The sequence below is a fragment of the Candidatus Marimicrobium litorale genome, assembly GCF_026262645.1.
Lineage (GTDB): Bacteria > Pseudomonadota > Gammaproteobacteria > Pseudomonadales > Halieaceae > Marimicrobium > Marimicrobium litorale.
Window position 1 is genome coordinate 306,311 of record NZ_SHNO01000001.1, and the last position, 24,525, is coordinate 330,835.

At 55.4% G+C, this 24,525-nt stretch carries 28 protein-coding genes; 27 read left to right on the forward strand and 1 reads right to left on the reverse strand.

Features of this window, described 5'->3' with window-relative positions; all coding sequences use genetic code 11:
* The first annotated feature begins 16 nt into the window (after positions 1 to 16).
* The 27 genes from EYC82_RS01395 to EYC82_RS01525 all read left to right on the forward strand — a co-directional run bounded on the left by EYC82_RS01395 (position 17) and on the right by EYC82_RS01525 (position 23,687).
* A complete protein-coding gene (locus EYC82_RS01395) occupies positions 17 to 811 on the forward strand; it encodes an inositol monophosphatase family protein (RefSeq protein WP_279247763.1) in 795 nt (264 codons plus the stop codon).
* A gap of 34 nt (positions 812 to 845) precedes the next feature.
* Positions 846 to 1,589, forward strand: a complete 744-nt coding sequence (gene trmJ / locus EYC82_RS01400) for a tRNA (cytosine(32)/uridine(32)-2'-O)-methyltransferase TrmJ (protein WP_279247764.1) — start codon at positions 846 to 848, stop codon at positions 1,587 to 1,589.
* A gap of 99 nt (positions 1,590 to 1,688) precedes the next feature.
* Complete coding sequence (iscR, locus tag EYC82_RS01405) at positions 1,689 to 2,165, forward strand: Fe-S cluster assembly transcriptional regulator IscR (protein WP_279247765.1); 477 nt, start codon at positions 1,689 to 1,691, stop codon at positions 2,163 to 2,165.
* A gap of 30 nt (positions 2,166 to 2,195) precedes the next feature.
* The gene (locus EYC82_RS01410; protein WP_279247766.1) at positions 2,196 to 3,410 is read left to right on the forward strand and encodes an IscS subfamily cysteine desulfurase; all 1,215 of its coding nucleotides are present in this window, start codon (positions 2,196 to 2,198) and stop codon (positions 3,408 to 3,410) included.
* A 21-nt stretch (positions 3,411 to 3,431) separates the two neighbouring features.
* The gene (gene iscU / locus EYC82_RS01415) at positions 3,432 to 3,812 is read left to right on the forward strand and encodes a Fe-S cluster assembly scaffold IscU (RefSeq protein WP_279247767.1); all 381 of its coding nucleotides are present in this window, start codon (positions 3,432 to 3,434) and stop codon (positions 3,810 to 3,812) included.
* A 6-nt stretch (positions 3,813 to 3,818) separates the two neighbouring features.
* Entirely contained in the window at positions 3,819 to 4,142 is a 324-nt protein-coding gene (gene iscA / locus EYC82_RS01420; protein ID WP_279247768.1) for an iron-sulfur cluster assembly protein IscA, read from the forward strand.
* Positions 4,143 to 4,159: 17 nt separating this feature from the next.
* Positions 4,160 to 4,699, forward strand: a complete 540-nt coding sequence (gene hscB, locus EYC82_RS01425; RefSeq protein ID WP_279247769.1) for a Fe-S protein assembly co-chaperone HscB — start codon at positions 4,160 to 4,162, stop codon at positions 4,697 to 4,699.
* A gap of 5 nt (positions 4,700 to 4,704) precedes the next feature.
* Positions 4,705 to 6,585 carry a Fe-S protein assembly chaperone HscA gene (gene hscA / locus EYC82_RS01430; RefSeq protein ID WP_279247770.1) on the forward strand — a complete coding sequence of 627 codons (1,881 nt, stop codon included), beginning with the start codon at positions 4,705 to 4,707 and terminating at the stop codon, positions 6,583 to 6,585.
* Complete coding sequence (gene fdx / locus EYC82_RS01435) at positions 6,582 to 6,920, forward strand: ISC system 2Fe-2S type ferredoxin (RefSeq protein ID WP_279247771.1); 339 nt, start codon at positions 6,582 to 6,584, stop codon at positions 6,918 to 6,920. Before hscA ends, fdx begins: the two co-directional genes overlap by 4 nt.
* 12 nt (positions 6,921 to 6,932) lie before the next feature.
* Positions 6,933 to 7,127, forward strand: coding sequence for a Fe-S cluster assembly protein IscX (iscX, locus tag EYC82_RS01440; protein ID WP_279247772.1), 195 nt, complete (start codon positions 6,933 to 6,935; stop codon positions 7,125 to 7,127).
* A gap of 240 nt (positions 7,128 to 7,367) precedes the next feature.
* The gene (gene ndk / locus EYC82_RS01445; RefSeq protein WP_279247773.1) at positions 7,368 to 7,799 is read left to right on the forward strand and encodes a nucleoside-diphosphate kinase; all 432 of its coding nucleotides are present in this window, start codon (positions 7,368 to 7,370) and stop codon (positions 7,797 to 7,799) included.
* A gap of 8 nt (positions 7,800 to 7,807) precedes the next feature.
* Positions 7,808 to 8,962 (forward strand): dual-specificity RNA methyltransferase RlmN, encoded by a 1,155-nt coding sequence (gene rlmN, locus EYC82_RS01450; RefSeq protein ID WP_279247774.1) that lies wholly within the window; start codon positions 7,808 to 7,810, stop codon positions 8,960 to 8,962.
* A gap of 20 nt (positions 8,963 to 8,982) precedes the next feature.
* Entirely contained in the window at positions 8,983 to 9,756 is a 774-nt protein-coding gene (gene pilW / locus EYC82_RS01455; protein WP_279247775.1) for a type IV pilus biogenesis/stability protein PilW, read from the forward strand.
* On the forward strand, positions 9,753 to 10,229 hold the full coding sequence (locus tag EYC82_RS01460; RefSeq protein WP_279247776.1) for a helix-turn-helix domain-containing protein: 477 nt from the start codon (positions 9,753 to 9,755) through the stop codon (positions 10,227 to 10,229). Before pilW ends, EYC82_RS01460 begins: the two co-directional genes overlap by 4 nt.
* A complete protein-coding gene (ispG, locus tag EYC82_RS01465; protein ID WP_279247777.1) occupies positions 10,226 to 11,353 on the forward strand; it encodes a flavodoxin-dependent (E)-4-hydroxy-3-methylbut-2-enyl-diphosphate synthase in 1,128 nt (375 codons plus the stop codon). The genes EYC82_RS01460 and ispG overlap by 4 nt, the downstream gene beginning before the upstream one ends.
* A 27-nt stretch (positions 11,354 to 11,380) precedes the next feature.
* Complete coding sequence (gene hisS / locus EYC82_RS01470) at positions 11,381 to 12,655, forward strand: histidine--tRNA ligase (protein WP_279247778.1); 1,275 nt, start codon at positions 11,381 to 11,383, stop codon at positions 12,653 to 12,655.
* A gap of 18 nt (positions 12,656 to 12,673) precedes the next feature.
* Positions 12,674 to 13,390, forward strand: a complete 717-nt coding sequence (locus EYC82_RS01475) for a YfgM family protein (RefSeq protein ID WP_279247779.1) — start codon at positions 12,674 to 12,676, stop codon at positions 13,388 to 13,390.
* Between the two features lies 1 nt (position 13,391).
* On the forward strand, positions 13,392 to 14,570 hold the full coding sequence (bamB, locus tag EYC82_RS01480) for an outer membrane protein assembly factor BamB (protein ID WP_279247780.1): 1,179 nt from the start codon (positions 13,392 to 13,394) through the stop codon (positions 14,568 to 14,570).
* A complete protein-coding gene (gene der, locus EYC82_RS01485) occupies positions 14,570 to 15,982 on the forward strand; it encodes a ribosome biogenesis GTPase Der (protein WP_279247781.1) in 1,413 nt (470 codons plus the stop codon). The genes bamB and der overlap by 1 nt, the downstream gene beginning before the upstream one ends.
* 9 nt (positions 15,983 to 15,991) lie before the next feature.
* Complete coding sequence (locus EYC82_RS01490; RefSeq protein WP_279247782.1) at positions 15,992 to 16,369, forward strand: group III truncated hemoglobin; 378 nt, start codon at positions 15,992 to 15,994, stop codon at positions 16,367 to 16,369.
* Between the two features lie 15 nt (positions 16,370 to 16,384).
* On the forward strand, positions 16,385 to 16,996 hold the full coding sequence (locus tag EYC82_RS01495; RefSeq protein ID WP_279247783.1) for a c-type cytochrome: 612 nt from the start codon (positions 16,385 to 16,387) through the stop codon (positions 16,994 to 16,996).
* A gap of 8 nt (positions 16,997 to 17,004) precedes the next feature.
* Positions 17,005 to 18,174, forward strand: coding sequence for a cytochrome-c peroxidase (locus EYC82_RS01500; protein ID WP_279247784.1), 1,170 nt, complete (start codon positions 17,005 to 17,007; stop codon positions 18,172 to 18,174).
* 16 nt (positions 18,175 to 18,190) lie between these two features.
* The gene (locus EYC82_RS01505) at positions 18,191 to 19,714 is read left to right on the forward strand and encodes a parallel beta-helix domain-containing protein (RefSeq protein ID WP_279247785.1); all 1,524 of its coding nucleotides are present in this window, start codon (positions 18,191 to 18,193) and stop codon (positions 19,712 to 19,714) included.
* 15 nt (positions 19,715 to 19,729) lie between these two features.
* The gene (locus EYC82_RS01510) at positions 19,730 to 20,491 is read left to right on the forward strand and encodes an SDR family NAD(P)-dependent oxidoreductase (protein ID WP_279247786.1); all 762 of its coding nucleotides are present in this window, start codon (positions 19,730 to 19,732) and stop codon (positions 20,489 to 20,491) included.
* A 26-nt stretch (positions 20,492 to 20,517) separates the two neighbouring features.
* Entirely contained in the window at positions 20,518 to 21,681 is a 1,164-nt protein-coding gene (locus EYC82_RS01515) for an acyl-CoA dehydrogenase family protein (protein WP_279247787.1), read from the forward strand.
* On the forward strand, positions 21,681 to 22,811 hold the full coding sequence (locus EYC82_RS01520; RefSeq protein ID WP_279247788.1) for a CaiB/BaiF CoA transferase family protein: 1,131 nt from the start codon (positions 21,681 to 21,683) through the stop codon (positions 22,809 to 22,811). The genes EYC82_RS01515 and EYC82_RS01520 overlap by 1 nt, the downstream gene beginning before the upstream one ends.
* Positions 22,812 to 22,838: 27 nt before the next feature.
* On the forward strand, positions 22,839 to 23,687 hold the full coding sequence (locus EYC82_RS01525) for an HTD2 family dehydratase (protein ID WP_279247789.1): 849 nt from the start codon (positions 22,839 to 22,841) through the stop codon (positions 23,685 to 23,687).
* A gap of 27 nt (positions 23,688 to 23,714) precedes the next feature.
* Here EYC82_RS01525 and EYC82_RS01530 read toward each other — a convergent pair whose 3' ends face one another.
* Positions 23,715 to 24,323, reverse strand: coding sequence for a MarC family protein (locus EYC82_RS01530; RefSeq protein ID WP_279247790.1), 609 nt, complete (start codon positions 24,321 to 24,323; stop codon positions 23,715 to 23,717).
* Positions 24,324 to 24,525: the final 202 nt, after the last annotated feature.

Here is a 24,525-nt window from a genome sequence, read left to right on the forward strand (position 1 = left end):
TGACGGAGAATCTCTCATGGAACCGATGATGAATATCGCATTGCGGGCTGCGCGGAAGGCGGGCGAGAGTATCGTGCGGGCGTCCGATGATCTGCACCGTTTTGAGGTCAAATCCAAGGGTGTTAACAACTTCGTGACCGAGGTCGATATTGCTGCTGAGCAGGAAATTATTTACCACCTGCAAAAGGCCTATCCCGATCACGCGATACTGGGGGAGGAGAGCGGCCTGATTGGCAGTGAGGACGCCGAGTATCGCTGGATCATAGACCCGCTGGATGGCACTACCAATTTCGTGCGAGGCATTCCTCATTACGCAGTGTCAATTGGTTGTACCTATCGCGGTAGGTTGGAACACGCAATCGTGCTTGACCCGGTGCGCCGAGAGGAGTTCACGGCCTCCAGAGGTCAGGGTGCTCAGCTCAATGGCCATCGTATCCGCGTGAGTGAATTGCCGGGGCTGGAGGGTGCGCTTCTGGGAACAGGGATTCCCTTCAAGAATCACTGCGACGATCAACTGGAGCCCTACAGCGAGTCTATTAACCAGCTCGCCTCCCGCTGTGCCGGTATTCGCCGCGGCGGCGCCGCCTCCCTCGATCTGGCTTATGTAGCAGCGGGTCGCCTCGACGCATTCTGGGAAATTGGCCTCTCCCCCTGGGATCTTGCTGCCGGTGTTCTCCTGATACGCGAGGCCGGCGGTCTCGTTGCCGATATCGATGGCTCAGAAAACTATATGGAGTCTGGCAATATCGTCTGCGGAAACCCCAAGTGCTTCAAGCCGGTCCTGCAGGTGGTCAAACCTCTGCTGGGCTAACCCCCGACCCTTTAGCTGCTCCCCGGACAGACCCATGAACCCGGACAACATCCGCATCGTGCTGGTACACACAACCCACCCGGGCAATATCGGGGGCGTGGCACGTGCGATGAAGAATATGGGGCTACACCGCCTCTATCTGGTTGCCCCCGCGAGTTTCCCCAATGAGCAGGCCAATCGGCGTGCAGTGTCAGCAGATGATTTGCTCGATGGGGCGATTGTTACGGACACGCTGGAAGAAGCGATTGGCGATTGTCAGTTTGTGGTGGGTACCAGTGCCCGCGAGCGCCGTATCCCCTGGCCCCTGCTGGATGCTCGACAGTGTGCAGCGCGCGTGGCAGAAGCATCCGCTGCAGAGCAGGTCGCGGTCGTCTTTGGGCGAGAGGACCGTGGCCTCACCAACGAGGAGCTGAAGCAGTGCAATTTGCACCTCAATATTCCGACATCCAGTGAATACAGTTCGCTCAATCTGGGCATGGCAGTGCAAATAGTTGCGTATGAGCTGCGTATGTTGCGGGCTGCCCCTGAAAAACCTGCAGTGGAAACAGAGAATTGGGATACACCCTTTGCTTCGAGAGAGAACATGGAGCGTTTCTATACGCACCTGGAGGAAACGTTGATCGATATCGATTTTCTCGACCCCGCGGCCCCGCGCCAGCTGATGTCCCGTTTGCGTCGCTTGTACGGTCGGGTGCGCCTGGATGAGATGGAACTGAACATCCTGCGGGGTATCCTGACTGAAACCCAGAAATGGGTGGAAAGGGATTCGAAGGACTAATCCGCACCGCGAGTACTTGATAAAAATTGTCGGATTTAAAGTTGACCGTTTTGGTAGGGTATTGCATACTCTGAGGTCTGGCAAATCAGGAGAAAAGCCATGCGACTGACCACCAAGGGCAGGTATGCGGTAACAGCGATGTTGGATCTTGCATTGCACGGTACCGATCGCCCTGTCAGTTTGGCCGATATTTCAGGGCGGCAGGATATTTCTCTGTCCTACCTGGAGCAGCTCTTCGCCAAGCTGCGTCGCCACGGGTTGGTTAGCAGTGTGCGCGGCCCAGGCGGCGGCTATCGACTTAGCCGCGCCGGAGATGAGATATACATCGCACAAATCATTGATGCGGTGAATGAAGCGGTGGACGCCACTGGCTGTGGCGGTACCGCCGACTGCCAGCAGGGAGAGGTCTGTCTGACGCATCATTTGTGGTGTGATCTGAGTGAGCAGATACATGGCTTCCTCAGTGGGATAAGCCTCGCTGATCTTGTCGAACGCAGAGAGGTGCAGGACATCTCGGCACGTCAGAATGCGCGTAGCAAAGAGCAATACGCTACTCTTACGCTGACAGAAGTTTAGTCATCATCGCCTTACGGAGCGTGATTAAAGATGGATAAACCGATTTATTTTGATTATCTGGCGACCACTCCGGTCGACCCCCGTGTCGCGGAGAAGATGATCCATTGCCTGTCTATTGAAGGCAATTTTGGTAACCCGGCGTCCCGATCCCACCAGTACGGTTGGAAAGCGGAAGAGGCAGTCGAAAATGCCCGGCGTCAGGTGGCGGATCTCATCAACGCCGACCCTCGCGAGATTGTCTGGACGTCCGGTGCAACCGAGTCCGACAACCTTGCGATTAAAGGTGTCGCCCATTTTTACCAAAAGAAGGGCAAGCACATCATTACCTCCAAGATCGAGCACAAGGCGGTACTGGATACCTGCCGTCAGCTTGAGCGCGAGGGTTTCGAGGTCACCTACCTCGATCCCGACACTAGCGGCCTGATTACCGCGGAGGCCGTTGCCAATAGCCTGCGTGACGATACGGTGTTGGTCACGGTGATGCATGCCAATAATGAGATTGGCACGGTCAATGATATCGCGGCGATTGGTGAAGTGACGCGGCAAGCGGGCGTGCTTTTTCACGTGGATGCCGCTCAGAGTGTGGGTAAAATCCCTATGGACATGGCGCAGATGAAAGTGGATTTGCTGTCGATTTCCGCGCACAAAATGTATGGCCCCAAAGGTATCGGGGTGCTGTTCGTGCGGCGCAAGCCACGGGTGCGGCTGGAAGCTCAGATGCACGGTGGTGGACACGAGCGCGGTATGCGCTCCGGTACGCTGGCCACCCACCAGATTGTTGGCATGGGTGAGGCGGCTCAAGTTGCGAGAGATGGCATGGAGTTGGAAGCAGTGCGTCTCAGTGGGCTGCGGCAAAGGTTCTGGGAAGGCATCAGTGATATCGAGGAAGTGCATCTCAACGGCGATGAAAACCATCGGCTTCCTGGCGCACTGAATGTAAGCATTGCGTTTGTAGAGGGCGAGTCACTGATTATGGCGCTGAAGGATCTGGCGGTCTCCAGTGGTTCGGCCTGCACCTCGGCCAGTCTTGAACCGTCGTATGTTTTGCGGGCTCTCGGCTTGAACGACGAGCTGGCGCACAGCTCTCTGCGGTTCAGCTTCGGACGTTTCACTACGGAAGAAGATGTGGATGCTGCAGTTGCACAACTGCGCACGGCGGTAGAAAAATTGCGTGAACTTTCCCCTCTGTGGGATATGTATAAAGACGGTGTGGATCTCGACAGTATTGAATGGGCAGCACACTGATCTGTATTTGGAGGTAGGGCAATGGCATACAGCGACAAGGTCTTAGACCACTACGAAAACCCCCGCAACGTCGGCAAGCTGGACGCCGAAGACGATAACGTGGGCACAGGCATGGTAGGTGCGCCTGCCTGCGGAGACGTGATGCGGCTGCAGATCAAGGTGAATGACGAGGGCGTTATCGAGGACGCCAAGTTCAAAACCTATGGCTGCGGTTCGGCTATTGCGTCCAGCTCATTGTTGACTGAGTGGGTGAAGGGTAAGAATCTGGACGAGGCGGAACAGATTCGCAACACCGAAATCGCGGAAGAGTTAGCGCTGCCGCCAGTGAAGATTCACTGCTCGGTGCTGGCTGAGGATGCAATCAAAGCCGCCGTGAAGGATTTGAGAGACAAAAAGGGTTAGTGTGCTATGGGTGTATCGCTGACAGAATCGGCGGCGCAGCATGTCGCTGGCCAATTGACTTCACGTGGAAAGGGGTTGGGTATTCGTTTAGGCGTTACCACCTCGGGATGTTCCGGCATGGCCTATGTGCTGGAGTTTGTCGACGAGCTTCAAAACGAAGATCGGGTATTTGAGGATTTCGGCGTCAAGGTTTTTATCGACCCCAAGAGTCTGGTCTACCTGGAAGGCACGGAGTTGGACTTCGTGAAAGAGGGGTTGAACGAGGGCCTTCAGTTCCGCAACCCAAACGTCTCCGCTGAGTGTGGTTGTGGGGAGAGTTTCACCGTCTAGGGTGTGAGACCCCCACAATGTCCCAGGCAGAATTCCAGCGCAATTACTTCGAGCTTTTCGACCTCCCGGTCGGTTTTGAGGTCGACCAGCAGCAGTTGGGGACACGCTATCGACAGGCACAGGGCGAGTTGCACCCCGATCGTTATGCTGGGGCCTCAGCGCATGAGCAAAGACTGGCGGTGCAATACTCGGCTCTGATAAATCAGGCGTATGCCACCCTTCGGACACCGCTGAGTCGGGCGATTTATCTGCTGGAGCTGCGAGGTATCAGCCAGCAGGAGTTGACCAGCCAGCCGGTGGATGGAGCATTTCTTATCATGCAGATGGAGTTGCGCGAAAAATTGGAGACCAGTGCTGATCTCATGGATCCGGAGCCGGTGCTGGAGCATCTCATTGCTGAAATCAGTCAGGACATCGCCGCGGAGCAGGCTCGATTCGGCAGTTCCTGGGTGGCGGAAGAATTCACGCGTGCATCAAGCGCTTGTATCAAGATGCAGTATCTAGACAAACTGCTGCGGGAAGCTGAGCAAACAGAAGCAAACCTGTTGGAGAAATAGCGTTCATGGCGTTACTACAGATCGCCGAGCCCGGGCAGTCGCCCATGCCGCACCAGGTCAAACGGGCGATTGGAATCGACTTGGGTACAACCAACTCGCTGGTGGCAACCCTGCGCGGTGGTCGCCCCGTTGCGTTGCCCGATGAGGCGGGATCGGTCATGCTTCCCTCCGTGGTGAACTATTCATCCGGGGCTGCGCGGGTGGGCGAAACGGCTGTTGCCCTTGCGGCGCAGTATCCTGCTGACACTCTCATGTCGATCAAGCGTTTCATGGGGCGGGGCAGAGAGGACGCGGCGTCGGATGCGGCTCGATCCCATTATCAGCTCGCCGCTGGTAGCGAGGGCCTTGTGCGCTTCAGCACCAGCGCCGGCGATTTGAGTCCGATAGAGGTCTCAGCCGATATTCTGCGTGAATTGCACAAGCGCGCGGTCTCAACCGTGGGTGGCGAAATCGATGGCGCGGTGATCACCGTGCCCGCCTATTTCGACGAGCCCCAAAGGCAGGCGACGAAGGATGCGGCCACCTTGGCGGGACTGAAAGTACTGCGCCTGTTGAACGAGCCCACGGCGGCGGCGGTTGCCTATGGCCTGGACAGTGCGGAAGAGGGTGTAATTGCAATCTATGACCTTGGCGGTGGCACCTTCGATATTTCTATTCTGCGTCTGTATGAGGGCGTATTCGAGGTGCTTGCGACCGGGGGAGATACGGCGCTTGGGGGTGATGACCTCGATGCAGTTATTGCTGAATGGGTGGTGCAGCAGAGTGGCGATCCCGAACTCGCCGGCGGGCAGTTCCGGCAGTTACTGGCCGCTTCCCGTCGCGCCAAAGAACAGTTGAGTGATGCCGACAGTGTCGCGCTTGATCTGACGGGGGTGTTGCCCGCCGGTGGCAGTATCACTGTCTCCCGCGAAACCCTGGAAACACTGATACATCCGATGATTAAACGAACTCTGCGGGCCTGCCGCCAGTGTCTGCGAGATGCTGATATCGAGGGTGGGGTAGACAATGTGGTGATGGTCGGCGGTTCCACCCGTGTTCCCTTGGTGAGAGAGGTCGTGGGTGACTTTTTCAAGCGGGCGCCATTGACCGACATCGATCCGGATCAGGTGGTGGCGATGGGCGCCGCCATCCAGGCCGATATACTGGTTGGTAACCGGCCTGAGGGTGATTTGTTATTGCTCGATGTTATTCCGTTGTCCCTGGGTCTGGAGACGATGGGTAGCATGGTGGAGAAGATCGTACCCCGTAACACCACGATTCCCGCCAGCCGAGCGCAGGAGTTTACGACTTACAAGGATGGGCAGACTGCGTTGGCGCTGCATATCGTGCAGGGTGAACGCGAGATGGTGAGTGACTGCCGGTCCCTTGCCCACTTTGAGCTGCGCGGAATTCCCCCCATGGTGGCGGGCGCGGCTCGAATACGGGTAACGTTTCAGGTTGATGCCGATGGCTTGCTCAACGTTGAAGCGCGAGAAGAAGTGACTGGCGCACAGGCCAGTATTACCGTAAAGCCTTCCTTCGGTTTGAGTGATGATCAGATCACTGAGATGCTGCAGGCCTCTTTTACGTTTGCTGACGAGGATATGCAGTCCCGTCAGTTGGCGGAGCAGCGCCTTTCGGCCTGGCAGTTATTGGAGGGTCTGAAATCCGCATTAGAGGTTGACGGGGATGCGCTGCTGAGCCCTGCGGAGCGGGATGAGCTAAGCGATCAGATGACGCGGCTGCAGGCATTGATCGAAAGCGACGATGCGGATGCTATTCGGCAGAAAACCGATGCCTTAGGGCGTCGCAGCGAGGCGTTCGCCACCCGAAGAATGGATCGGAGCATTCGCGAGGCGCTGGCTGGTGTGTCACTCGATGCACTCGATGAAGAGGCGAAGCAATGACCAGGATTGTTGTATTACCCCATGAAAGTCTCTGTCCCGAGGGCGCGGTGTTTGAGGCCGAGCCCGGCGAGAGTATCTGTCGCTCGCTGCTGCGCAACGATATAGAGATTGAACATGCCTGTGAAATGTCCTGCGCTTGCACCACCTGTCATGTCATTGTGCGGGAGGGCTATGCGTCTCTGGAAGAGCCCGACGAACTGGAAGATGATTACCTCGATAAAGCGTGGGGCCTTGAGCCTGACTCACGGCTCAGTTGCCAGGCTATCGTAGCGGAGGAGGAACTGGTTGTAGAGATTCCCCGCTATACGATTAACATGGTTTCAGAGCAGCACTGACGGAGGCCGCTGATGCAGTGGACAGATGTTACCGATATAGCGATTGAGTTATTTGAGTCGCACCCGGACGTAGACCCTCTGGCGATCAATTTTGTGGATCTGCGTAAACATGTCATGGCGTTGCAGGAATTTGACGATAACCCTGATCGTTGTGGTGAGAAGATTCTCGAGGCAATTCAGGCCGCGTGGATTGAGGAGAGGGACTGAGCTGCGAGTGTGCTCACAGTACCCCGCCCTCGAGGGAAAAATAGTCCAGCACGGCTGCCCGCTCAGGGGTCCTGCGGCGTGCGAATCTGCCCTGTGCTGGCCCCGTTTCCCCGTTCTGAATGTAAGCTGCTGAAATAAAAGAAAAAGAATATGCCCGGTAAGTCCTCAGGCAGGTGAAACGGTGTGCTAAAGCCCGTATAATGCCGCGCTTTCTATTGTATGCTTTTTGGGAGACAAACCATGGCTGTTGAACGTACTCTGTCCATCCTCAAGCCGGATGCCGTCGGCAAGAATATTATTGGCAAGATTTACTCGCGTTTTGAGAGCAACGGACTGCGTATCGTTGGCTCCAAGATGCTGCGTCTGAGTGATCAGGTGGCCGGCGGGTTCTATGCGGAGCACGAGGGCCGCCCTTTTTATCCGGCCCTGATCGAGTTTATGACTTCAGGTCCTGTTGTTGTGCAGGTGTTGGAGGGCGATTCCGCGATCGCAAAAAACCGGGAGCTCATGGGCGCCACTAATCCCGAGGAAGCCGCAGAGGGTACGATTCGCTCGGACTTCGCTGCCTCTATCGATGCCAACGCTGTGCATGGTTCGGACTCTGCCGCATCCGCCGCTCGCGAAATCGCTTACTTTTTCGCCGCCAGCGAGATTTGCGATCGCCCTGAATAGGCCTCCTCATGACGGTGAACTCTGGCACTATCGAGTCTGACGCGAGTAAGGTCCCTGTGAATCTTATGGGACTGACGCGCGATCAGATGGAGCAGTTTTTTGAAGATATGGGTGAGAAACGTTTTCGCGCCCAGCAGGTGCTGAAGTGGATTCATCACGCGGGCATTACCCAAATCGAGGAGATGTCCAATCTTGGCAAGGCTCTGCGAGAGAAATTGATGCTGGTGGCCGAGGTGCGCCCTCCGGAAATTGTGAGTCAACAGGATTCCAGTGATGGCACACGCAAGTGGGCAATTCGGGTTGATGGGGGCGGTCTCGTTGAGACGGTGCTTATTCCAGCGGGTAATCGCGCCACTCTTTGTGTCTCCTCACAGGTGGGATGTAGCCTCGATTGTTCTTTTTGTTCAACCGGTAAGCAGGGATTTCAGCGCGACCTGAGCGCGGCTGAAATTATTGGCCAAGTCTGGGTGGCAATCAAATCCTACGATGCGTTCCAGTCAGGTAATGAACGCACCGTGACTAACGTGGTCATGATGGGTATGGGTGAGCCCCTTTTGAATTTTGATAACGTGGTGGCGGCGATGGAGCTCATGATGGAGGACCTGGCCTATGGCCTGTCAAAGCGCCGAGTGACCCTCAGCACATCGGGTGTTGTTCCGGCCCTCGATCGACTGGCCGAAGTAAGCGAGGTGTCACTGGCGGTCTCATTGCACGCACCCAACGACGAATTGCGTAATGAACTGGTGCCGATAAATCGAAAATACCCCATTGAGATACTGCTGGAAAGCTGCCGCAATTATATGGCTGCTCAGAAAGACAAGAGTCGAGTGGTCACAGTGGAGTACACGCTCATCGCCGGGGTGAACGACCACCCGGAGCAGGCCCGGGAGCTAGCGAATCTACTGCGGGATTTCCCCTGTAAGATCAATTTGATCCCGTTCAATCCGTTCTCGCTGTCCGATTATCGACGTCCCAGCGGGAACGCGGTGTCGCGCTTCTGGCAAGTGCTGGTCGATGCGGGCTATATTGTGACGATAAGAACAACCCGAGGCGATGATATCAGCGCGGCGTGTGGTCAACTGGTAGGAAATGTGGTCGATCGAACGGGTCGCAGCGGCCGCTACCGGGCGGGCCGCGAAGCAGAAATAATTACAGCGGGGTAGACATGGCCAGGCGTTTAAGCGTGAACAGTGTTCGTGGGGTGTTGCTCGTGATGCTGCTGGCGAGCGTGTCCCTAGCTGGATGCATTCGCACAACCCAGAGTGTATTCACCGAGGAAGCCTCTCCTGAAAAGGCGTTGCAGGAGCGCGTTGCTTTGGCGCGGCAGTATATCGGGGACGGCAATTGGGAAGCTGCCAAGCGTAATCTCAAGCTGGCAAAAGAGATAAATCCCAATAGCCCTGAAGTGCACGAGGCTTTCGCCCTTATCTATTGGCGCACCGGCGAATATGAGATGGCAGAGGAAAGCTTTAAAGACGCCATCCGAATGAAGAAAAATTTTTCGCGTTGCCGAAACAACTATGCGGCGTTCCTTTACAGCCAAGAGCGTTATGAGGAGGCAGAAAAGCAACTGGTTTATGTGGTTCAAGACACATTGTTTGACGCCAGGCCGTTGGCATTTGCCAATCTCGGACTCTGTCGCCTGCGGTTGTTCGACACGCAGGGTGCCGAAGAAGCCTTCGTCCGTGCGTTGTCGATGGATAGGACCAACACAATTGCACTGTTTGAGCTTGCGAGGATTCGCTATGAGGCCCAGGATTACGTAACAGCAATTCAGTTTTACGACACGTTTCGTAACGTTTCGCGGCGGCAGACCGCACCCGGATTGTTGCTGGGAATCCAGTTAGCGCAGCAGACAGGGGATAGGGATGCGGAGGCGAGCTATGCACTGGCTCTTGGCAATCTATTCCCTGCTTCCCCTGAATATCAGGCCTACAGGCGGACCGTGGGTCAGTGATAGACGGTGCAACACAACTTGATGCGTTTAATACGCCCGGCCTTTTGCTCAAGGCTGCCCGCGAACGGCAGGGTTATTCAGAGCGAGAGGCGGCTGATAGACTTAACCTGATGCCCGATTACGTTGGCATCATTGAGCGCGATGAGTACCAGTCACTGCGCAGCCCGTCGTTTGCCAGAGGCTACGTCAGAGCCTATTGTCGTATGCTGGAGCTGGACGAATCCCTTTTGCTGTCGCTATTTGACGAGCTGCAGGGCAGCAGCTCAGAGGTGACGAAGCGTATAGAAACCCAGTCGCTGCAGTTGCACCGCACTGGAAAAGGTGTCGTCATTGGCTTGGGGATACTGTTCCTGCTGGTGCTGGCATTATGGTGGTGGGGCAAAGAGTCGTCAGCGGAGCCTGCCTCTGCAGTTTCTAAGTTATCAATGTACCCGGTCGATACTGCATCGCGGGTCGCGGGAGATTCAATATGAAGGCGGATTCGCCGATAAAACGCCGCACCTCCCGGCAGATTTTTGTGGGTGATGTTCCGGTAGGGGGCGACGCACCTATCAGTGTGCAGAGCATGACCAATACCGATACCTGCGACGTCAAGGCGACAGTGGCTCAGGTACGCGCCATTGCCGATGCCGGCGCTGATATTGTGCGGATATCGGTTCCGACAATGGATGCGGCCGAGGCCTTCCGGCAGATAAGGGCGCAGGTCACGGTACCTCTGGTAGCCGATATTCATTTTGATCACAAAATTGCGCTTAAGGTAGCGGAGTATGGCGTCGATTGCCTGCGCATCAACCCGGGTAATATTGGGCGCGATGAAAAAGTGCGTGCAGTTATCGACAGCGCGAGAGACAAGGGTATCCCGATACGTATAGGCGTAAATGCGGGCTCACTGAGCAAGGAGCTGCAACGCAAATACGGTGAGCCTACGCCAGAGGCACTGTTGGAATCGGCCATGCACCATGTCGACATTCTTGACAAGTTTAATTACCCCGACTTCAAGGTCAGCGTAAAAGCATCCGAGGTATTCATGGCAGTGGCTGCTTACCGCCTGTTGGCGAAGGAAATTGACCAGCCCTTGCATCTCGGAATTACCGAGGCTGGCGGACTACGCGGTGGCACGGTCAAATCCTCTGTGGGTCTGGGTATGCTGCTAATGGATGGTATTGGCGATACTATTCGTGTCTCGCTCGCTGCAGATCCGGTGGAAGAGGTCAAGGTGGGCTTTGATATTCTCAAGAGCCTTAAACTGCGCGCAAATGGCATTAACTTTATAGCCTGCCCCAGTTGTTCGCGGCAGAATTTTGACGTCGTGGGCACTATGAATGAACTGGAGCAGCGACTTGAGGATATCCGTACGCCGATGGATGTTGCGGTTATTGGTTGTATTGTGAACGGTCCGGGCGAGGCGCGTGAGGCCGATATAGGACTCACGGGCGCGACGCCGAGCAACCTGATCTATGTGGACGGCGAGCCCGACCACAAAATCAGTAATGCGGATTTCATCGATCATCTCGAGGATGTAATTCGCAATCGGGCAAGGCAGCTGGAGCAGACGCGCGAGGAACAGGAAGAGCAACTGATCGCGCGGTCCGATTGAAATGGCGGATCGAACACTGGAGTGGATGTGAGTAAATTGACGGCTATTCGGGGCATGAACGATATTCTCCCGGAAGAGACACCGTGCTGGCAGCACCTGGAGCGCACTGTGTCGCACGTTCTGGCGAGCTACGGTTATGGCGAGATACGCCTGCCGCTGGTGGAAAAAACGGCATTGTTCAAGCGCTCGATTGGTGAAGTCACTGATATCGTTGAGAAAGAGATGTATACCTTCAACGATCGTAATGAGGACAGCATGACGCTGCGGCCGGAGGGGACGGCCGGCTGCGTGCGGGCCGCGATTCAGCAGGGATTGTTGTCTACAACATGCAGGCTTTGGTACACGGGCCCCATGTTCCGATATGAGCGTCCGCAGAAAGGACGTCAGCGCCAGTTTCACCAAATTGGAGTAGAGTCCTTCGGTGTACCAACGCCCGATATGGATGCTGAGCTGATTATCATTTGTGCCCGACTTTGGCGCGAACTTGGCATTGCGGACAGTGTTCGACTGGAAATCAATTCTATAGGCAGCACTGAGTCCCGAGCGATTTATCGGGCCGCGCTGGTGGCTTACCTTGAAAAAAATGTCAGCGCGCTCGATGAGGACAGCAAACGCCGATTGAAAACCAACCCGCTGCGCATCCTCGATAGCAAAAATGCGGACACGCAGACACTGCTGGAGGGCGCGCCGTCACTCAGTGATTATCTGGATCAGGAATCAGAGGCAGATTTCCATCGGTTGCAGCAATTACTGAACGAGGTGGGCGTTAAATTTGTGGTAAACGAGCGTCTGGTGCGCGGACTCGATTATTACAATAAGACGGTGTTTGAGTGGGTGACTGATCAGTTGGGGGCCCAGGGCACGGTCTGCGCGGGTGGGCGCTATGATGGTCTGGTGGAACAGCTGGGTGGCAAAGCGGTATCCGCTGTGGGCTTCGCCATGGGAATAGAGCGTTTGGTATTGCTCATGAAAGAGCTTGACGTGGTGATTCCCCGGGCGGCTGTCGATATTTATGTGGTCGCTGCCGGCGAGAAGGCCGAGTGTGTTGCGCTGGCAGCAACCGAGCGATTGCGCTCTGCACTGTCGGATCTTTGCATCGTGCTGCATGCAGGTGCTGGCAGTTTCAAGAGCCAGATGAAACGCGCGGACAAGAGTGGTGCTCGAGTGGCGTTGATCTGGGGCGAAAACGAGGTAGCGGCGCAATCGGCTATCGTAAAGCAGCTGCGCGATGGAAAGGGCGAGCAGAGTGCCATTCCCATAGCGGAATTGGAAAAGACAGTGCGGTCCATATTCGGGCCCTGAAAGAGTAATAGAGGATAAATGGCAGTGGACGAATACCGTACAGATGATGAACAACTGGATGCCTTGCGCCGCTGGTGGAGCGAAAATGGCAAGTCTCTCGCGGTGGCCGTAGTCACGGCGGTCGCTCTCAGCTTTGGCTGGCAGACCTGGCAAGCCAGTGAAGAGCAGAATTTGGCGCAAGCGTCGGATATCTATCAGGCCCTGTTGCGTAATATCAGCATCGGTGCGCCGGCAGACGAGAGCAGCAAGTACGCTGATGAATTGATTAACGATTACGCTGAAACAACCTACGCGCAGTTTGCTGCGTTTCACTTGGCGGCGATAGCTGTTGGGATGGATAAGCTGCCGGAAGCTGAGCGTCAGTTGCGTTGGGTGCTAAAGCATGCAGCGAAAGGCAGCGATAGCGCACAGTTGGCGGAGCTGCGTCTGGCGCGTGTTCTGGGAGCGTCTGGGCAGACTGAAAAATCGCTGGCTATTCTGCAAGGCGGTGCAGACGGGCATTTTGCGGCGGCGTATGCGGCAGCTGAGGGCGATGTGTTGTTGACCGCAGGCCGAAATGATGAGGCGCGCCTGGCTTACCAAAAAGCGATGGCTCTGGGCGGGATAGAGGGCAGTGCCTCGAGTAGCGTGAGCCAGAAGTTACAGAGTCTGATGCCCGCTGCTGTCTTGAATGATGTCCCGGTTGCAGTGGAGACAGTCGATGAGACCGAGAATCAACCTGGTCAGGGGGAATAGCATGATGAGGCCGATAACGCAGAGACTTCTTGTTGTAATCTTTCTCTTAGGGCTGTCCGGTTGCAGCACGATTTCGGGATGGTTCAGCTCAGACGATGATGATGCCACGGCGCCTGCGGCACTTGTCGATATCGATGAGACCGTCGCGATCGACAAGTTGTGGTCGGAGGGTGTGGGCAATGGGCAGGGAAGTGGTTTTTACCGTATTCGCCCTACTATTGACGGCGACACGATTTATATCGCCTCGGCAGAAGGAGAGGTGATGGCCATTGACCGTGTCGATGGCGATGTGGTTTGGGATGTCGAACTGGAATCGACCTTGTCGGGCGGTGTCGGTGTATGGGAAGAAGGCCTCTTTATCGGCAGCAGTGAGGGCGTAGTAATCAAGCTGGACTCCGCCACTGGAGCGCAGTTGTGGACAACAGCCCTGCGAGGAGAAATTCTTTCACCGCCACAGAGCAATGGACGGGTAGTAGTCGCGCAGACTTACGATGGTAAGTTACAAGGCCTGGACTTTGACACAGGCGAGCTACTCTGGGTTTATGACAGTAACGTGCCGGTTCTTACTATCAGGGGTACCAGCACCCCCATTGTGGACAACGATCGAGTATACGCCGGTTTTGCTAATGGCCGCGTGCTGGCCTTTGACATTAATTCCGGTGCGGTCGTGTGGGAGGTGCGAATTGCTATCCCCAGGGGTCGCTCCGAGATTGAGAGAATAGTTGATATCGACGGTTCGATGGAGCTCGCCGGAGGCACCCTTTACGCGGCCAGCTACCAGGGCAATGTAGTGGCGATCGATGCGCGCAGTGGTCGTAGGTTGTGGCAGCAGAAGGCATCGTCATACTCGGGTGTGTCTCAGAGTTTTGGTAACGTATATGTGGCCGATGCTGATGGCGCGCTCTCTGCATACTTGCGCACTGGTCAGGGCCTGCGGTGGACCCAGGACGCGCTGGCTTATCGGGAATTATCGCGGCCCACGCCAGTCGGCGGCTATGTGGCGGTTGCCGACGTTGAGGGGTATCTGCATATACTCTCTGTGGCTGACGGTACGTTTGTAGGGCGCATTAAAGTCGATAGCGCCGGTGTGCGCGCAGACATGCAAAGTGTTGATAACGTGATATACGTATTCGGAAATAGTGGTGACCTGGTTGCGTATGAGATCACAGCTGACCCTTGATGATTCCGGTAATCGCTCTGGTTGGGCGCCCCAATGTCGGTAAATCAACACTATTCAATCGACTCACCCGGAGTCGCGATGCACTTGTTGCGGATTTTGCTGGCCTTACCCGTGACAGAAAATACGGTGAATCCAGATTGGGTAGTCGGCCGTTTATCGTCATCGACACGGGTGGTATCACCGGCGATGAAACAGGCGTTGATTCCTCCATGGCACAGCAGGCTCTGGCGGCCATCGACGAGGCGGACGCCGTTCTGCTTATCGTGGATGCTCGGGAGGGGCTGAATGCAGCGGATGAAACGCTCGCAATGCGATTACGACAGCAGAGCAAGCCCTTCAATCTGGTGGTTAACAAGGTTGATGGTCTAAACGAGGAAGTAGCGGCAGCAGATTTTTACGCGTTGGGTACCCCGAGCCTGATGACGATCGCAGCCTCCCAGGGCCGCGGCGTGAGCAGTATGATCGAAGAGGTATTGGCGGCCTTTCCCGAGCCTCAGCTCGAGTCAATCGATGATCATCCACCGGACAGCATCCGCGTGGCTGTGGTAGGTCGCCCCAACGTGGGTAAGTCGACACTGGTGAATCGTTTGTTAGGCGAGGAGCGTGTCGTGGTCTACGATCAGCCGGGCACCACGCGAGACAGTGTCTATATCGACTTTGAACGCGGTGACCAAAAGTACACTTTGATCGACACCGCCGGCGTCAGGCGTCGTAAAAATGTCAGCGAGGTGGTGGAGAAGTTCTCTATAGTAAAAACCCTCAAGGCCATCGAGGATGCGCACGTGGTCGTGCTGCTGATGGACGCTCATGAGGGTATTGTCGACCAGGATATGCATCTGTTAGGGCATTGCATGGACAAAGGGCGCGCTCTGGTGCTCGGTGTGAACAAGTGGGATGGTATTGATAGCGACCAGCGAGAGTGGATTCGCAAAGAGCTGGATCGGCGCCTGCGCTTCGCCGAGTATGCCGATACACACTACATTTCGGCTCTGCATGGGACAGGTGTGGGCCATCTGTATAAATCTATTAACGGGGCCTATGCCTCCGCGACACGCAAGCTTTCAACTAACGCGCTCAATCGTATACTGGAGGGTGCCGCGTTCGATCACCCTCCGCCTATGGTTAATGGACGCCGCATCAAAATGCGTTACGCTCACGCCGGTGGTCAGAATCCGCCAATCATTGTCATCCATGGCAACCAGACCGCGGAGGTACCCAATAGCTATAAGCGTTACCTGGAGAAGGTTTACCGTCGAGAGCTGAAGCTGGTTGGCACGCCCGTGCGTATTGAATTCCGTTCTGGCGACAACCCTTATTCTGAAAAACGCAATAAGTTGACCCAGCGGCAGGTGCAGCGTAAGCGACGAATGATGGCTCACGTCAAAAAATCGAAGAAAAGCCGAAAGAAGTAGGCGCAGGATTTGGCGAAACGATCCGACATGAATAGTCGCGAGAACATAGCGTTTTTTGTGGAAAGATTCTATGAAGGGATGCTCGCTGACCCGCAGTTGGCCCCTATTTTTGTCGAGGTGGCGGATATCAACCTTGATGTACATTTGCCCCACATCAAGGATTACTGGTACAAGTTACTACTTGGCGATCAGCAGTATCAGCGCCATACCATGAATATACACAGAACGCTTCACGGTAAGCGTTCACTCGTGCCTGCAGATTTCGAGCGCTGGTTGGGGCTGTTTACGAGCACCGTAGACGCGTATTTCGTCGGTGAACGGGCGGAGCGCGCAAAACGTATCGCCGCCGCTATCGCGACTAATATGGAAAGCAGTCTGTCATCCTGATGAGGAGTTGCGATCATGTCTAGACCTTACGGGGTGCTTGCCGCCTCTGCGCTTCTCTTGGCGCTTTTGATGCAACCATTGTCTGCCGAAGAGCTGTATCAACCGTGTATCACCTGCCATGGCGATGTGGGGCAGGGTGACGTTACCACTGGCGCTCCGGCGCTGGCAGGGCAGGACGAGGCCTACCTGGCTCGGCAGCTGAGGAATTTTCGCGATGGCGTTCGAGGGGCCGTTGCTGGCGACGATCGGGGCATGCAAATGTCGGCGATGGCGGTGCCGCTGTCCGATAGCGATATCAGCGCTCTGGCGGCCTATCTCTCAGAACTGAACCGGCCGCCCACGACGGTTGTTGAAGGGAACCTGAGAAACGGCATGACGCTTTATCAGGGTAACTGTGGCGCATGCCATGGCCCAGCGGGCGAGGGCAACCCGTCACTTAACGCTCCGGCATTGGCCTGGCTGGATGGTGCCTATATCCAGCGACAGATAAATAATTTTCAGCAAGGACTGCGGGGCAGGCACCGGGGCGATCGCTACGGTCGACAGATGAACCTGATGGCCAAGGGTATTGAATCACGAGACCTTGATGACATCATCGCCCATATGCGATCCAGGACGAGGGACTAGTCTCCGCTATGCCCCGCTGCTTGCTATACCTCTCGCTGTTTGCTGTTGGACTCTCAGTGCAGGCGCAAGGCGCAACCCTGCGTACTGATTGTCCACCCAGCTTTGAGAAAACCGCGAGCGGTCAGTGCGCCCTGCGCACGTTTTACGAATTTTATGATTCGGTGCAGGGTGCGGGACTCGGTGGCACACAGACCGCATTGCCCGATCACCGGGACGGTTTCACGCCACAGCAGATAGATCTTGGAAGGTACCTGTTTTTTGACCCTTTGCTATCCGGTGACGGCTCCCTGTCTTGTGCCACTTGTCATCAACCTGCCCTGGGTTTCAGCGATGGTCTGCCCCGTGCGCTTGGCAGAGATAAAAGGGATTTGGGCCGCGCGGCTCCCAGCCTCTGGAACACGGCGTTTCTGAGCCATTTCTTCTGGGACGCCCGAGCACAATCGCTGGAAGAGCAGGCACAGGGCCCCTTGTACTCCGAACGAGAAATGAACAATACGCCGGCGGGGCTTTTGGCCGCGCTTAACACAGAGGAGGCCTACCGCGCGCTATTCCGTGAGGCCTACCCTGACCGGCGCAGTGACAAGATTGTGCTGGAGGAAGTGTACACAGCCCTGGCGGCATTTCAGGCGTCCCTGATTTCGCTGAACAGTCGCTATGACCAATATGCGCATGGCTACCACGATGCACTGAGTGAGCATGAGATCGAGGGTTTGAATATTTTTCGATCATTTGTAGCGCGTTGCGCTGAGTGTCATACCCCTCCGTTATTTACTAACCAGCAGGTGGCTGTGATTGGTGCACCGGAGCCCGAAGGATATCCGGTCGATATCGGCGCGGAGCGAACCTACAACGCGCCTCGACTGAGAGGCGGGTTTAAAGTCCCAACCTTACGAAATATCGCAAGTACTGCGCCTTACATGCACTCGGGCCGTTTCAACGACCTGCTCTCGGTAATGGAGTTTTATAACGGAGGCAGAGGGCATGCGGTACCCGAAGAAGTCGACTTGCACCTGCACTGGCATATATCATCTCCCAATCTATCTACGGATGAGTTGGCCCGTCTGGTAGACTTTCTGGGGGCATTAACAGATGAAAGCCTGACACCGGATATTCCGCCGCGGCTGCCGTCAGGGCTCGATCCTTTTGCTGCAATGCACGAGCGTAAACAACAGCAATGACGCCGAGAAGAATACTATGAAAGCGAAAAATATACTGGGGTTGATCTTTCTGATCGCCGCCTTCGTTGCGGGTTTGACGCTTGGAAAAACTGATGAAAAGAGCAGTCCGCCTGCGCTATCTAGCGGCTCCGGAGGCGCAACGTATACCGGTGGTGCCCAGTTGCAGGACAATGAGCTGGCGGTGACTGGCAACAGCCGTTTCGTAGCGGGTCCACCCATGAGCGACGAAGTGATTGTTGTCCATGACGGTGAGTCCATACAAGACGCCGTAAAAGAGGCTCGGCCTGGCACTACTATTCGCGTAATGCCTGGCACCTATAATGAAACGGTCTATATCGACAAGGATGGTATTCGTCTGATCGGCGTTATCGAGGAGGGTGAGCGCGCTGTGCTCGACGGAGAGGGGCGGCTCAACGATGCCATCCTGTACTCGGGTAACAACGTGGTGGTGGAGAATTTCAAGATTACCCGTTACAAAGGCAACGGTATTATGAGCCAGGCAGGTAATAACTGGGAGATTCGAAACAATATTATTATAGACACGGGTGTCTATGGCATCTTTCCGCAATTGGGCAAGAATGGTGTCGTAGAGTACAACGTGGTGTCAGGTATCGAAGACGCGGCGATATACGTTGGTATGAGCGACAATATTCACGTCGCCTACAATGACGTATTTGAAAGCGTAGCGGGCATTGAGATAGAAAACAGTCGCCATGCGATTGTTGAGTCCAATCGGGTCTACAATAATGCCGGCGGTATTCTCGCCTTTATTACACCGGGCCTGCCGATTAAAACGACCTATGACGTGATCATTCGCAATAATTTTGTGCTGGCCAACAATCACGTGAATTTTGCGGCGCCTGGTTCAACGGTAGCAGGTATACCCTCGGGCACTGGCATCCTCGTCATGGCGGCTGACGACGTCGTTATCGAGGGCAATATCATTCGCGATAATAAGAATACGGGTATTTTGATTACGGATCACGGTAACGCCGCGAACGTGACCATAGATCCCGAATCTGATCCGAACTCTGACAGGGTAAAAATCCTCAATAACACTATGTGGAATAATGGCAGTGAGCCGATCTCCGAAATCAAGGCATTTATGCTGACGGAGTTTAAAACCGGCAGTCCGGACATCGTGCGCGTGGGGCCTACGATTGACAGTTGCATTATCAACCGACACCGCTATGTTACGGTTGGAGTGTCTGATTTTAGTGAATGCGATTTTACACATACCAGCGCCATTGGAAATTACCTGCTGCCTACGGTCCCGCCGCGGGAAATAAGGCCAGAAGATCGGGGTGAGGTTGCATATCTCGGGATTTGTGCAGGGTGCCATACGTATACGGGCCGCATGATTGGGCCGCCTGTGCAGGTAATACAGGCGCTTTATATGGATAACCCCGGTGCGCTCGCGGAGTATATTGCCAAGCCGGTCAAAAAGCGCGACGACTATCCAGAGATGCCGCCCCAGGCCTACCTCGACGAGGCAACCCGCCTGGCAGTGGCGAATTACATGCTGCAAGTGAAGAATTGAACAAGGGAAATAACAATGGCGCAACTTGAAAAAAAGACCGCTATCGTCACGGGAGCAGCTCGCGGACTAGGGCGGGCGTACGCTGAGGCGATGGCTGGAGAAGGGGCATCAGTGCTGGCCTGTGATGTGAGTAGCTGTGAGGAAACAGTCGCCGCGATTCGTGCCGCAGGGGGTACTGCAGAGCATGTAGAAACAGACGTTACGTGTATGGACAGTTGCACGGCAATGGCCGAAGCGGCGAGCAATGCTTTTGGCCGCGTTGATATCCTCGTCAATAATGCGGCGCTCTATGGTGGACTGAAGGGCGGACGGTTTGAAGAACTGGAAGAGGATCAGTGGGACGCGGTGATGAATGTCAATGTAAAAGGCCTTTGGCAAGCCTCCAAAGCAGTGGTGCATCCCATGCGGGCTGCTGGTGGCGGTTCTATTATCAACATCTCTTCGCTGGCGGCGCTATTCGGCTTGCCTTACGGAATGGACTACGTTGCTTCGAAGGCCGCTGTCATCGGTATGACGCGGGCGATGGCCCGCGAGCTGGGCAGGGATCGTATTCGGGTGAATGCGGTGGCTCCGTCTGCGGTAATGACCGAGGGCACGGAAGAATTTTTCGGTGAGAAATTCGAAAAAGCCAAGGGCGTAATTGCCGCCGGACAGCTAATTCAGCGTAATCTGGAACCACGAGATCTCACCGGCACGATACTTTATCTGGCGTCTGATCAGAGTGAGTTCGTTACCGGCCAGACGCATATGGTGGACGGCGGCTCCTGGTTTTTATAGAACCTGCCTCACTGGGAGTGCAACAAATGAAGACCGCAACTGAATTGGACTACCCCGAAATCCGCGAGGCTGTTCAAGCATTGTGTGCCCGCTTTCCCGGAGAATACTGGCGCGCCCTGGACAAAGAAAAGAGCTATCCATCCGGGTTTGTCGCAGCGCTTACTGAGGCCGGTTTTCTGGCAACCTTAATTCCCGAGGCATACGGAGGCTCAGGTCTGCCGCTGGCTGCAGGCTGTGCTGTTCTGGAAGAGGTACATCGCAGTGGCGGAAATGGAGCTGCCTGTCACGCCCAGATGTATACCATGGGCACCCTGCTGCGTCATGGGAGCGATGCGCAAAAAGCGCAATATTTGCCCCTGATTGCCGACGGTTCTCTCCGTTTGCAGGCATTCGCTGTGACCGAACCCACGAGTGGAACCGATACATCGCGCATTCAGACACGCGCGATTCGCGATGGCGATCACTATGTGGTCAATGGCCAAAAAGTGTTTATCTCGCGCACTGAACATTCCGATCTTATGATTCTGCTAGCGCGCACCAAGCCGCGTGAGGAGTGTGCAAAGCATACAGATGGTATGTCGGTATTCCTGGTAGACATGCGTGAGGCCCTGGGTAATGGCCTCACTATTAATCCATTGGATACTATGATGAACCACGCGAGCACGGAGTTATTTTTTGACGATCTCCGGGTGCCAGCAGAAAATTTGATCGGTGCGCAAGGGCAGGGTTTCCGCTGTATTCTCGATGGCATGAACGCAGAGCGTATTCTTATTGGCGCGGAATGTATCGGCGACGCTCGTTGGTTTAATGAAAAAGCGGCTGACTATGCCACTCAGCGGGAAGTGTTTGGTCGGCCCATCGGGGCGAACCAGGGTGTGCAGTTCCCAATTGCGCGCGCCCACATTCAGGCAGAGGCGGCCGCCTTGATGGTGCGCGAGGCGGCGCAGACCTATGATGCGGGCAAGCCTGCGGGCTCGTTAGCAAACATGGCGAAGCTGCTGGCCTCCGAAGCATCATGGCTTGCTGCGGATACCTGCATTCAGACATTTGGAGGTTACGGTTTTACCACCGACTTCGATGTTGAGCGTAAATTTCGCGAGACACGTCTTTACCAGGTTGCCCCTGTTTCCACTAACTTGATCCTGTCTCACGTCGCCACGCGGGAACTGGGTTTGCCCCGGTCTTTCTAATGCACCAGCCGCTGGAAGGTCTTTTGATTATCGCGTTAGAGCAAGCTGTCGCGGCACCGTATTGCACCTCCCGTCTAGCCGATGCGGGGGCGCGTGTTATCAAGGTGGAGCGGGCTGAGGGTGATTTTGCTCGAAGTTACGATAATGTGGCGGGTGGCGAGAGTGCCTACTTCGTGTGGACTAATCGTGGTAAGGAATCGCTCTGTCTCGATATCAAGTCGCCAGAGGATGCGGCACTTCTTCGCCGCATGCTGCAGCGTGCTGATGTTTTTGTGCAAAATCTTGCCCCGGGGGCTGCGGCACGAGCGGGCCTGAGTAGCGAGATCTTGCGCGGCGCCAACTCCCGACTCATCACTCTGGATATTACGGGCTACGGCAGCGAGGGGCCTTATCGTGATATGAAAGCCTACGACCTACTGGTGCAATGTGAAAGTGGTCTAGCCTCGATTACTGGTGCGCCGGAGCAGCCGGGGCGAGTGGGCGTATCGATCAGTGACATTGCCTGCGGTATGTATGCGCATGCGTCGATTCTCGAGGCTCTGATCGAGCGTGGTCGCACCGGAGAGGGAAAGGCGCTTGCCGTGTCGTTGTTTGACGCTACCGCGGACTGGATGACTGTGCCGCTTTTGCACCAGGAGGGGGGAGAGGCACCTCAGCGCGTGGGTCTTCACCATCCCTCTATTGCACCCTATGGCGCATACACCTGCCTTGGCGGTGAGCAGGTGGTGATTTCGATCCAGAACGAGCGCGAGTGGACAGGCTTTTGCAGGCAGGTACTGGGTGATGCTGAATTGGCAAAGACCCCGCGTTTTGCTGATAACGCCGCTCGTTGTGACAACCGGCCTGCTCTGGATCAAGTAATAGAACAGATTTTCACTGGACTGTCCCGCGAGGAACTGGCGCAGCGCTTGGTAGAGGCAAACATAGCCTATGGTGCAATCAATTCCGTAGAGGATTTGGCTCGACATCCTCAACTTCGTCGGGTGACTGTCGATACACCCTCCGGGCCTGTGGACCTGGTGGCACCTCCGGCACAATCGGACCAAGGGCCCTGTGCTTTGGGAGCTGTGCCACCTTTGGGTGCGCACAGTGACGCCATTCGGCGGGAGTTTGGCGATGATGCTAATTGAGCATCCTTGCAATGGCGACTCCAGCGCATGAGCAAAGTGGATATTGACCGTTTGCAGACCTGGATTGGGCGCAGTGAAATGCGCGAAGACAGTCTTGTAGCCGCGCCCGTGGACCGCCTTTCTGCAACGCTGGACCACCCATCAAGCCTAGCGGGTCCCGCAGGTGCATTACCTCCCTGCTGGCACTGGTTGTACTTTCACAGTGCAGAGCCAAACTCCGGCCTGGGGTCGGACGGGCATCCTAAACGCGGCGGATTTTTGCCTCCGGTGCCGCTCCCGCGCCGCATGTGGGCGGGCTCACGCGTGACGTTTTTATCACCGCTCATGCTTGGGGATATGGCGCGTAAGCAATCCACAATTATCGATATCCGCCAGCGCCACGGCGGCAGCGGTGCTCTGGTGTTTGTAACGCTAAGGCATGAGATTTTTGTCAAAGACAAGCTTGTGATCGAAGAGATTCAGGATCTTGTTTATCGCGATCGGGACATCGCCCATGGCAAGACCGTGCCCGCACCTGATGAGGCTCAGTGGCAGCGTAAACTCAGACCGGATAGCGTTATGTTGTTTCGCTATTCGGCGCTGACGTTCAATAGCCACCGGATTCATTTTGACAGGAATTACGCTACAGCGGTGGAGGGTTACCCCTCGCTGATTGTGCAAGGACCTCTAACTGCAACCCTGCTGTTGGATCTGTTGTGCCGGCGACAGCCTGCTGTGACGCTTGCGTGTTTTGAGTTTCGAGCGGTGGCACCCGTGCTGGAAGGATCGGACTTAACACTACAAGGGCGTCGTGACGGTGAATTGATTACTCTGTGGGCAACGGATGCCCACGGTAGCTTAACGATGGAGGCACAAGCCCGTGTAGCTGTCGGTTGATCGCGTGCGTCTGACCTGATCCAGCCCTCATAGCCCGAAGTAGGCAACGATACCCTCTAACACGCTGGTTACCGCCATCGACGCGAGAATAATCCCCATGATGCGGCTTATAATGCTCGCGCCACTGTCGCCGATAATACGATGCACATAAGTAGAGGCGAGCATCAAGATCAATGCCGACGCCAGTACCAGCAACATTACCCCTGTGATCTGGGCCTGTTCTGGCAGGCTGTACAATGTATTCTCTGTTTGCATTACCGCTGCCAGCATGGCGCCTGGGCTAGCAATAGAGGGCACTGCAAGGGGAAAGATCGACTTGTCTTGCGCGTCTCCGCTGAGTTTCACCTCTTCCTCTGGCTTGCTCTCCCCAAATATCATCGTGAGCGCAAAAAGGAATAAAATAATTCCGCCGGAAACCTGAAACGCGGATAAGGGAATATCTAATGATTCGAGTATCTGCTCGCCCGCCAGTACGAAGAAAACCAGAATAACGGATGCCACAAGCGTAGCCTTCAGCGCGGTCCTGCGTTTTTCCGCTGGGTTCTGGTGACGAGTGACGGCGATAAACACGGGGACGGTGCCAATGGGATCGATCACGGCGAAAAAAAGGACAAAAATAGCGATGAGGTCGATCATGGATGAAGTCTTATCCGCAAAAAGTATGAGTGTCGGTTCTCTGTTTTATAAAATCAACTAATCTGTGGGTAGAGCGCATAGTAAGCCTATTGCTTTTTGATAACGGCATCCGGTTCCGTGCGTTATTACCGCCTAACTGACGCCTTCCCGCTGCGGGGTGTGTTGCCCTCAGTGTTATCGAGCAGTGGGTTGTTGATGGACA

What these genes read in the sequence shown, in the direction of transcription:
- iscU (WP_279247767.1), top strand. Translation starts at nt 3,432, where the DNA reads ATGGCATACAGCGACAAGGTCTTAGACCACTACGAAAACCCCCGCAAC.
- fdx (WP_279247771.1), top strand. Translation starts at nt 6,582, where the DNA reads ATGACCAGGATTGTTGTATTACCCCATGAAAGTCTCTGTCCCGAGGGC.
- bamB (WP_279247780.1), top strand. Translation starts at nt 13,392, where the DNA reads ATGATGAGGCCGATAACGCAGAGACTTCTTGTTGTAATCTTTCTCTTA.
- EYC82_RS01520 (WP_279247788.1), top strand. Translation starts at nt 21,681, where the DNA reads ATGCACCAGCCGCTGGAAGGTCTTTTGATTATCGCGTTAGAGCAAGCT.
- iscX (WP_279247772.1), top strand. Translation starts at nt 6,933, where the DNA reads ATGCAGTGGACAGATGTTACCGATATAGCGATTGAGTTATTTGAGTCG.
- iscR (WP_279247765.1), top strand. Translation starts at nt 1,689, where the DNA reads ATGCGACTGACCACCAAGGGCAGGTATGCGGTAACAGCGATGTTGGAT.
- EYC82_RS01495 (WP_279247783.1), top strand. Translation starts at nt 16,385, where the DNA reads ATGTCTAGACCTTACGGGGTGCTTGCCGCCTCTGCGCTTCTCTTGGCG.
- EYC82_RS01410 (WP_279247766.1), top strand. Translation starts at nt 2,196, where the DNA reads ATGGATAAACCGATTTATTTTGATTATCTGGCGACCACTCCGGTCGAC.
- EYC82_RS01530 (WP_279247790.1), bottom strand. Translation starts at nt 24,323, where the DNA reads ATGATCGACCTCATCGCTATTTTTGTCCTTTTTTTCGCCGTGATCGAT.
- hscB (WP_279247769.1), top strand. Translation starts at nt 4,160, where the DNA reads ATGTCCCAGGCAGAATTCCAGCGCAATTACTTCGAGCTTTTCGACCTC.
- ispG (WP_279247777.1), top strand. Translation starts at nt 10,226, where the DNA reads ATGAAGGCGGATTCGCCGATAAAACGCCGCACCTCCCGGCAGATTTTT.
- EYC82_RS01525 (WP_279247789.1), top strand. Translation starts at nt 22,839, where the DNA reads ATGAGCAAAGTGGATATTGACCGTTTGCAGACCTGGATTGGGCGCAGT.
- EYC82_RS01475 (WP_279247779.1), top strand. Translation starts at nt 12,674, where the DNA reads ATGGCAGTGGACGAATACCGTACAGATGATGAACAACTGGATGCCTTG.
- EYC82_RS01500 (WP_279247784.1), top strand. Translation starts at nt 17,005, where the DNA reads ATGCCCCGCTGCTTGCTATACCTCTCGCTGTTTGCTGTTGGACTCTCA.
- EYC82_RS01515 (WP_279247787.1), top strand. Translation starts at nt 20,518, where the DNA reads ATGAAGACCGCAACTGAATTGGACTACCCCGAAATCCGCGAGGCTGTT.
- iscA (WP_279247768.1), top strand. Translation starts at nt 3,819, where the DNA reads ATGGGTGTATCGCTGACAGAATCGGCGGCGCAGCATGTCGCTGGCCAA.
- EYC82_RS01510 (WP_279247786.1), top strand. Translation starts at nt 19,730, where the DNA reads ATGGCGCAACTTGAAAAAAAGACCGCTATCGTCACGGGAGCAGCTCGC.
- trmJ (WP_279247764.1), top strand. Translation starts at nt 846, where the DNA reads ATGAACCCGGACAACATCCGCATCGTGCTGGTACACACAACCCACCCG.
- hscA (WP_279247770.1), top strand. Translation starts at nt 4,705, where the DNA reads ATGGCGTTACTACAGATCGCCGAGCCCGGGCAGTCGCCCATGCCGCAC.
- rlmN (WP_279247774.1), top strand. Translation starts at nt 7,808, where the DNA reads ATGACGGTGAACTCTGGCACTATCGAGTCTGACGCGAGTAAGGTCCCT.
- EYC82_RS01505 (WP_279247785.1), top strand. Translation starts at nt 18,191, where the DNA reads ATGAAAGCGAAAAATATACTGGGGTTGATCTTTCTGATCGCCGCCTTC.
- der (WP_279247781.1), top strand. Translation starts at nt 14,570, where the DNA reads ATGATTCCGGTAATCGCTCTGGTTGGGCGCCCCAATGTCGGTAAATCA.
- EYC82_RS01395 (WP_279247763.1), top strand. Translation starts at nt 17, where the DNA reads ATGGAACCGATGATGAATATCGCATTGCGGGCTGCGCGGAAGGCGGGC.
- ndk (WP_279247773.1), top strand. Translation starts at nt 7,368, where the DNA reads ATGGCTGTTGAACGTACTCTGTCCATCCTCAAGCCGGATGCCGTCGGC.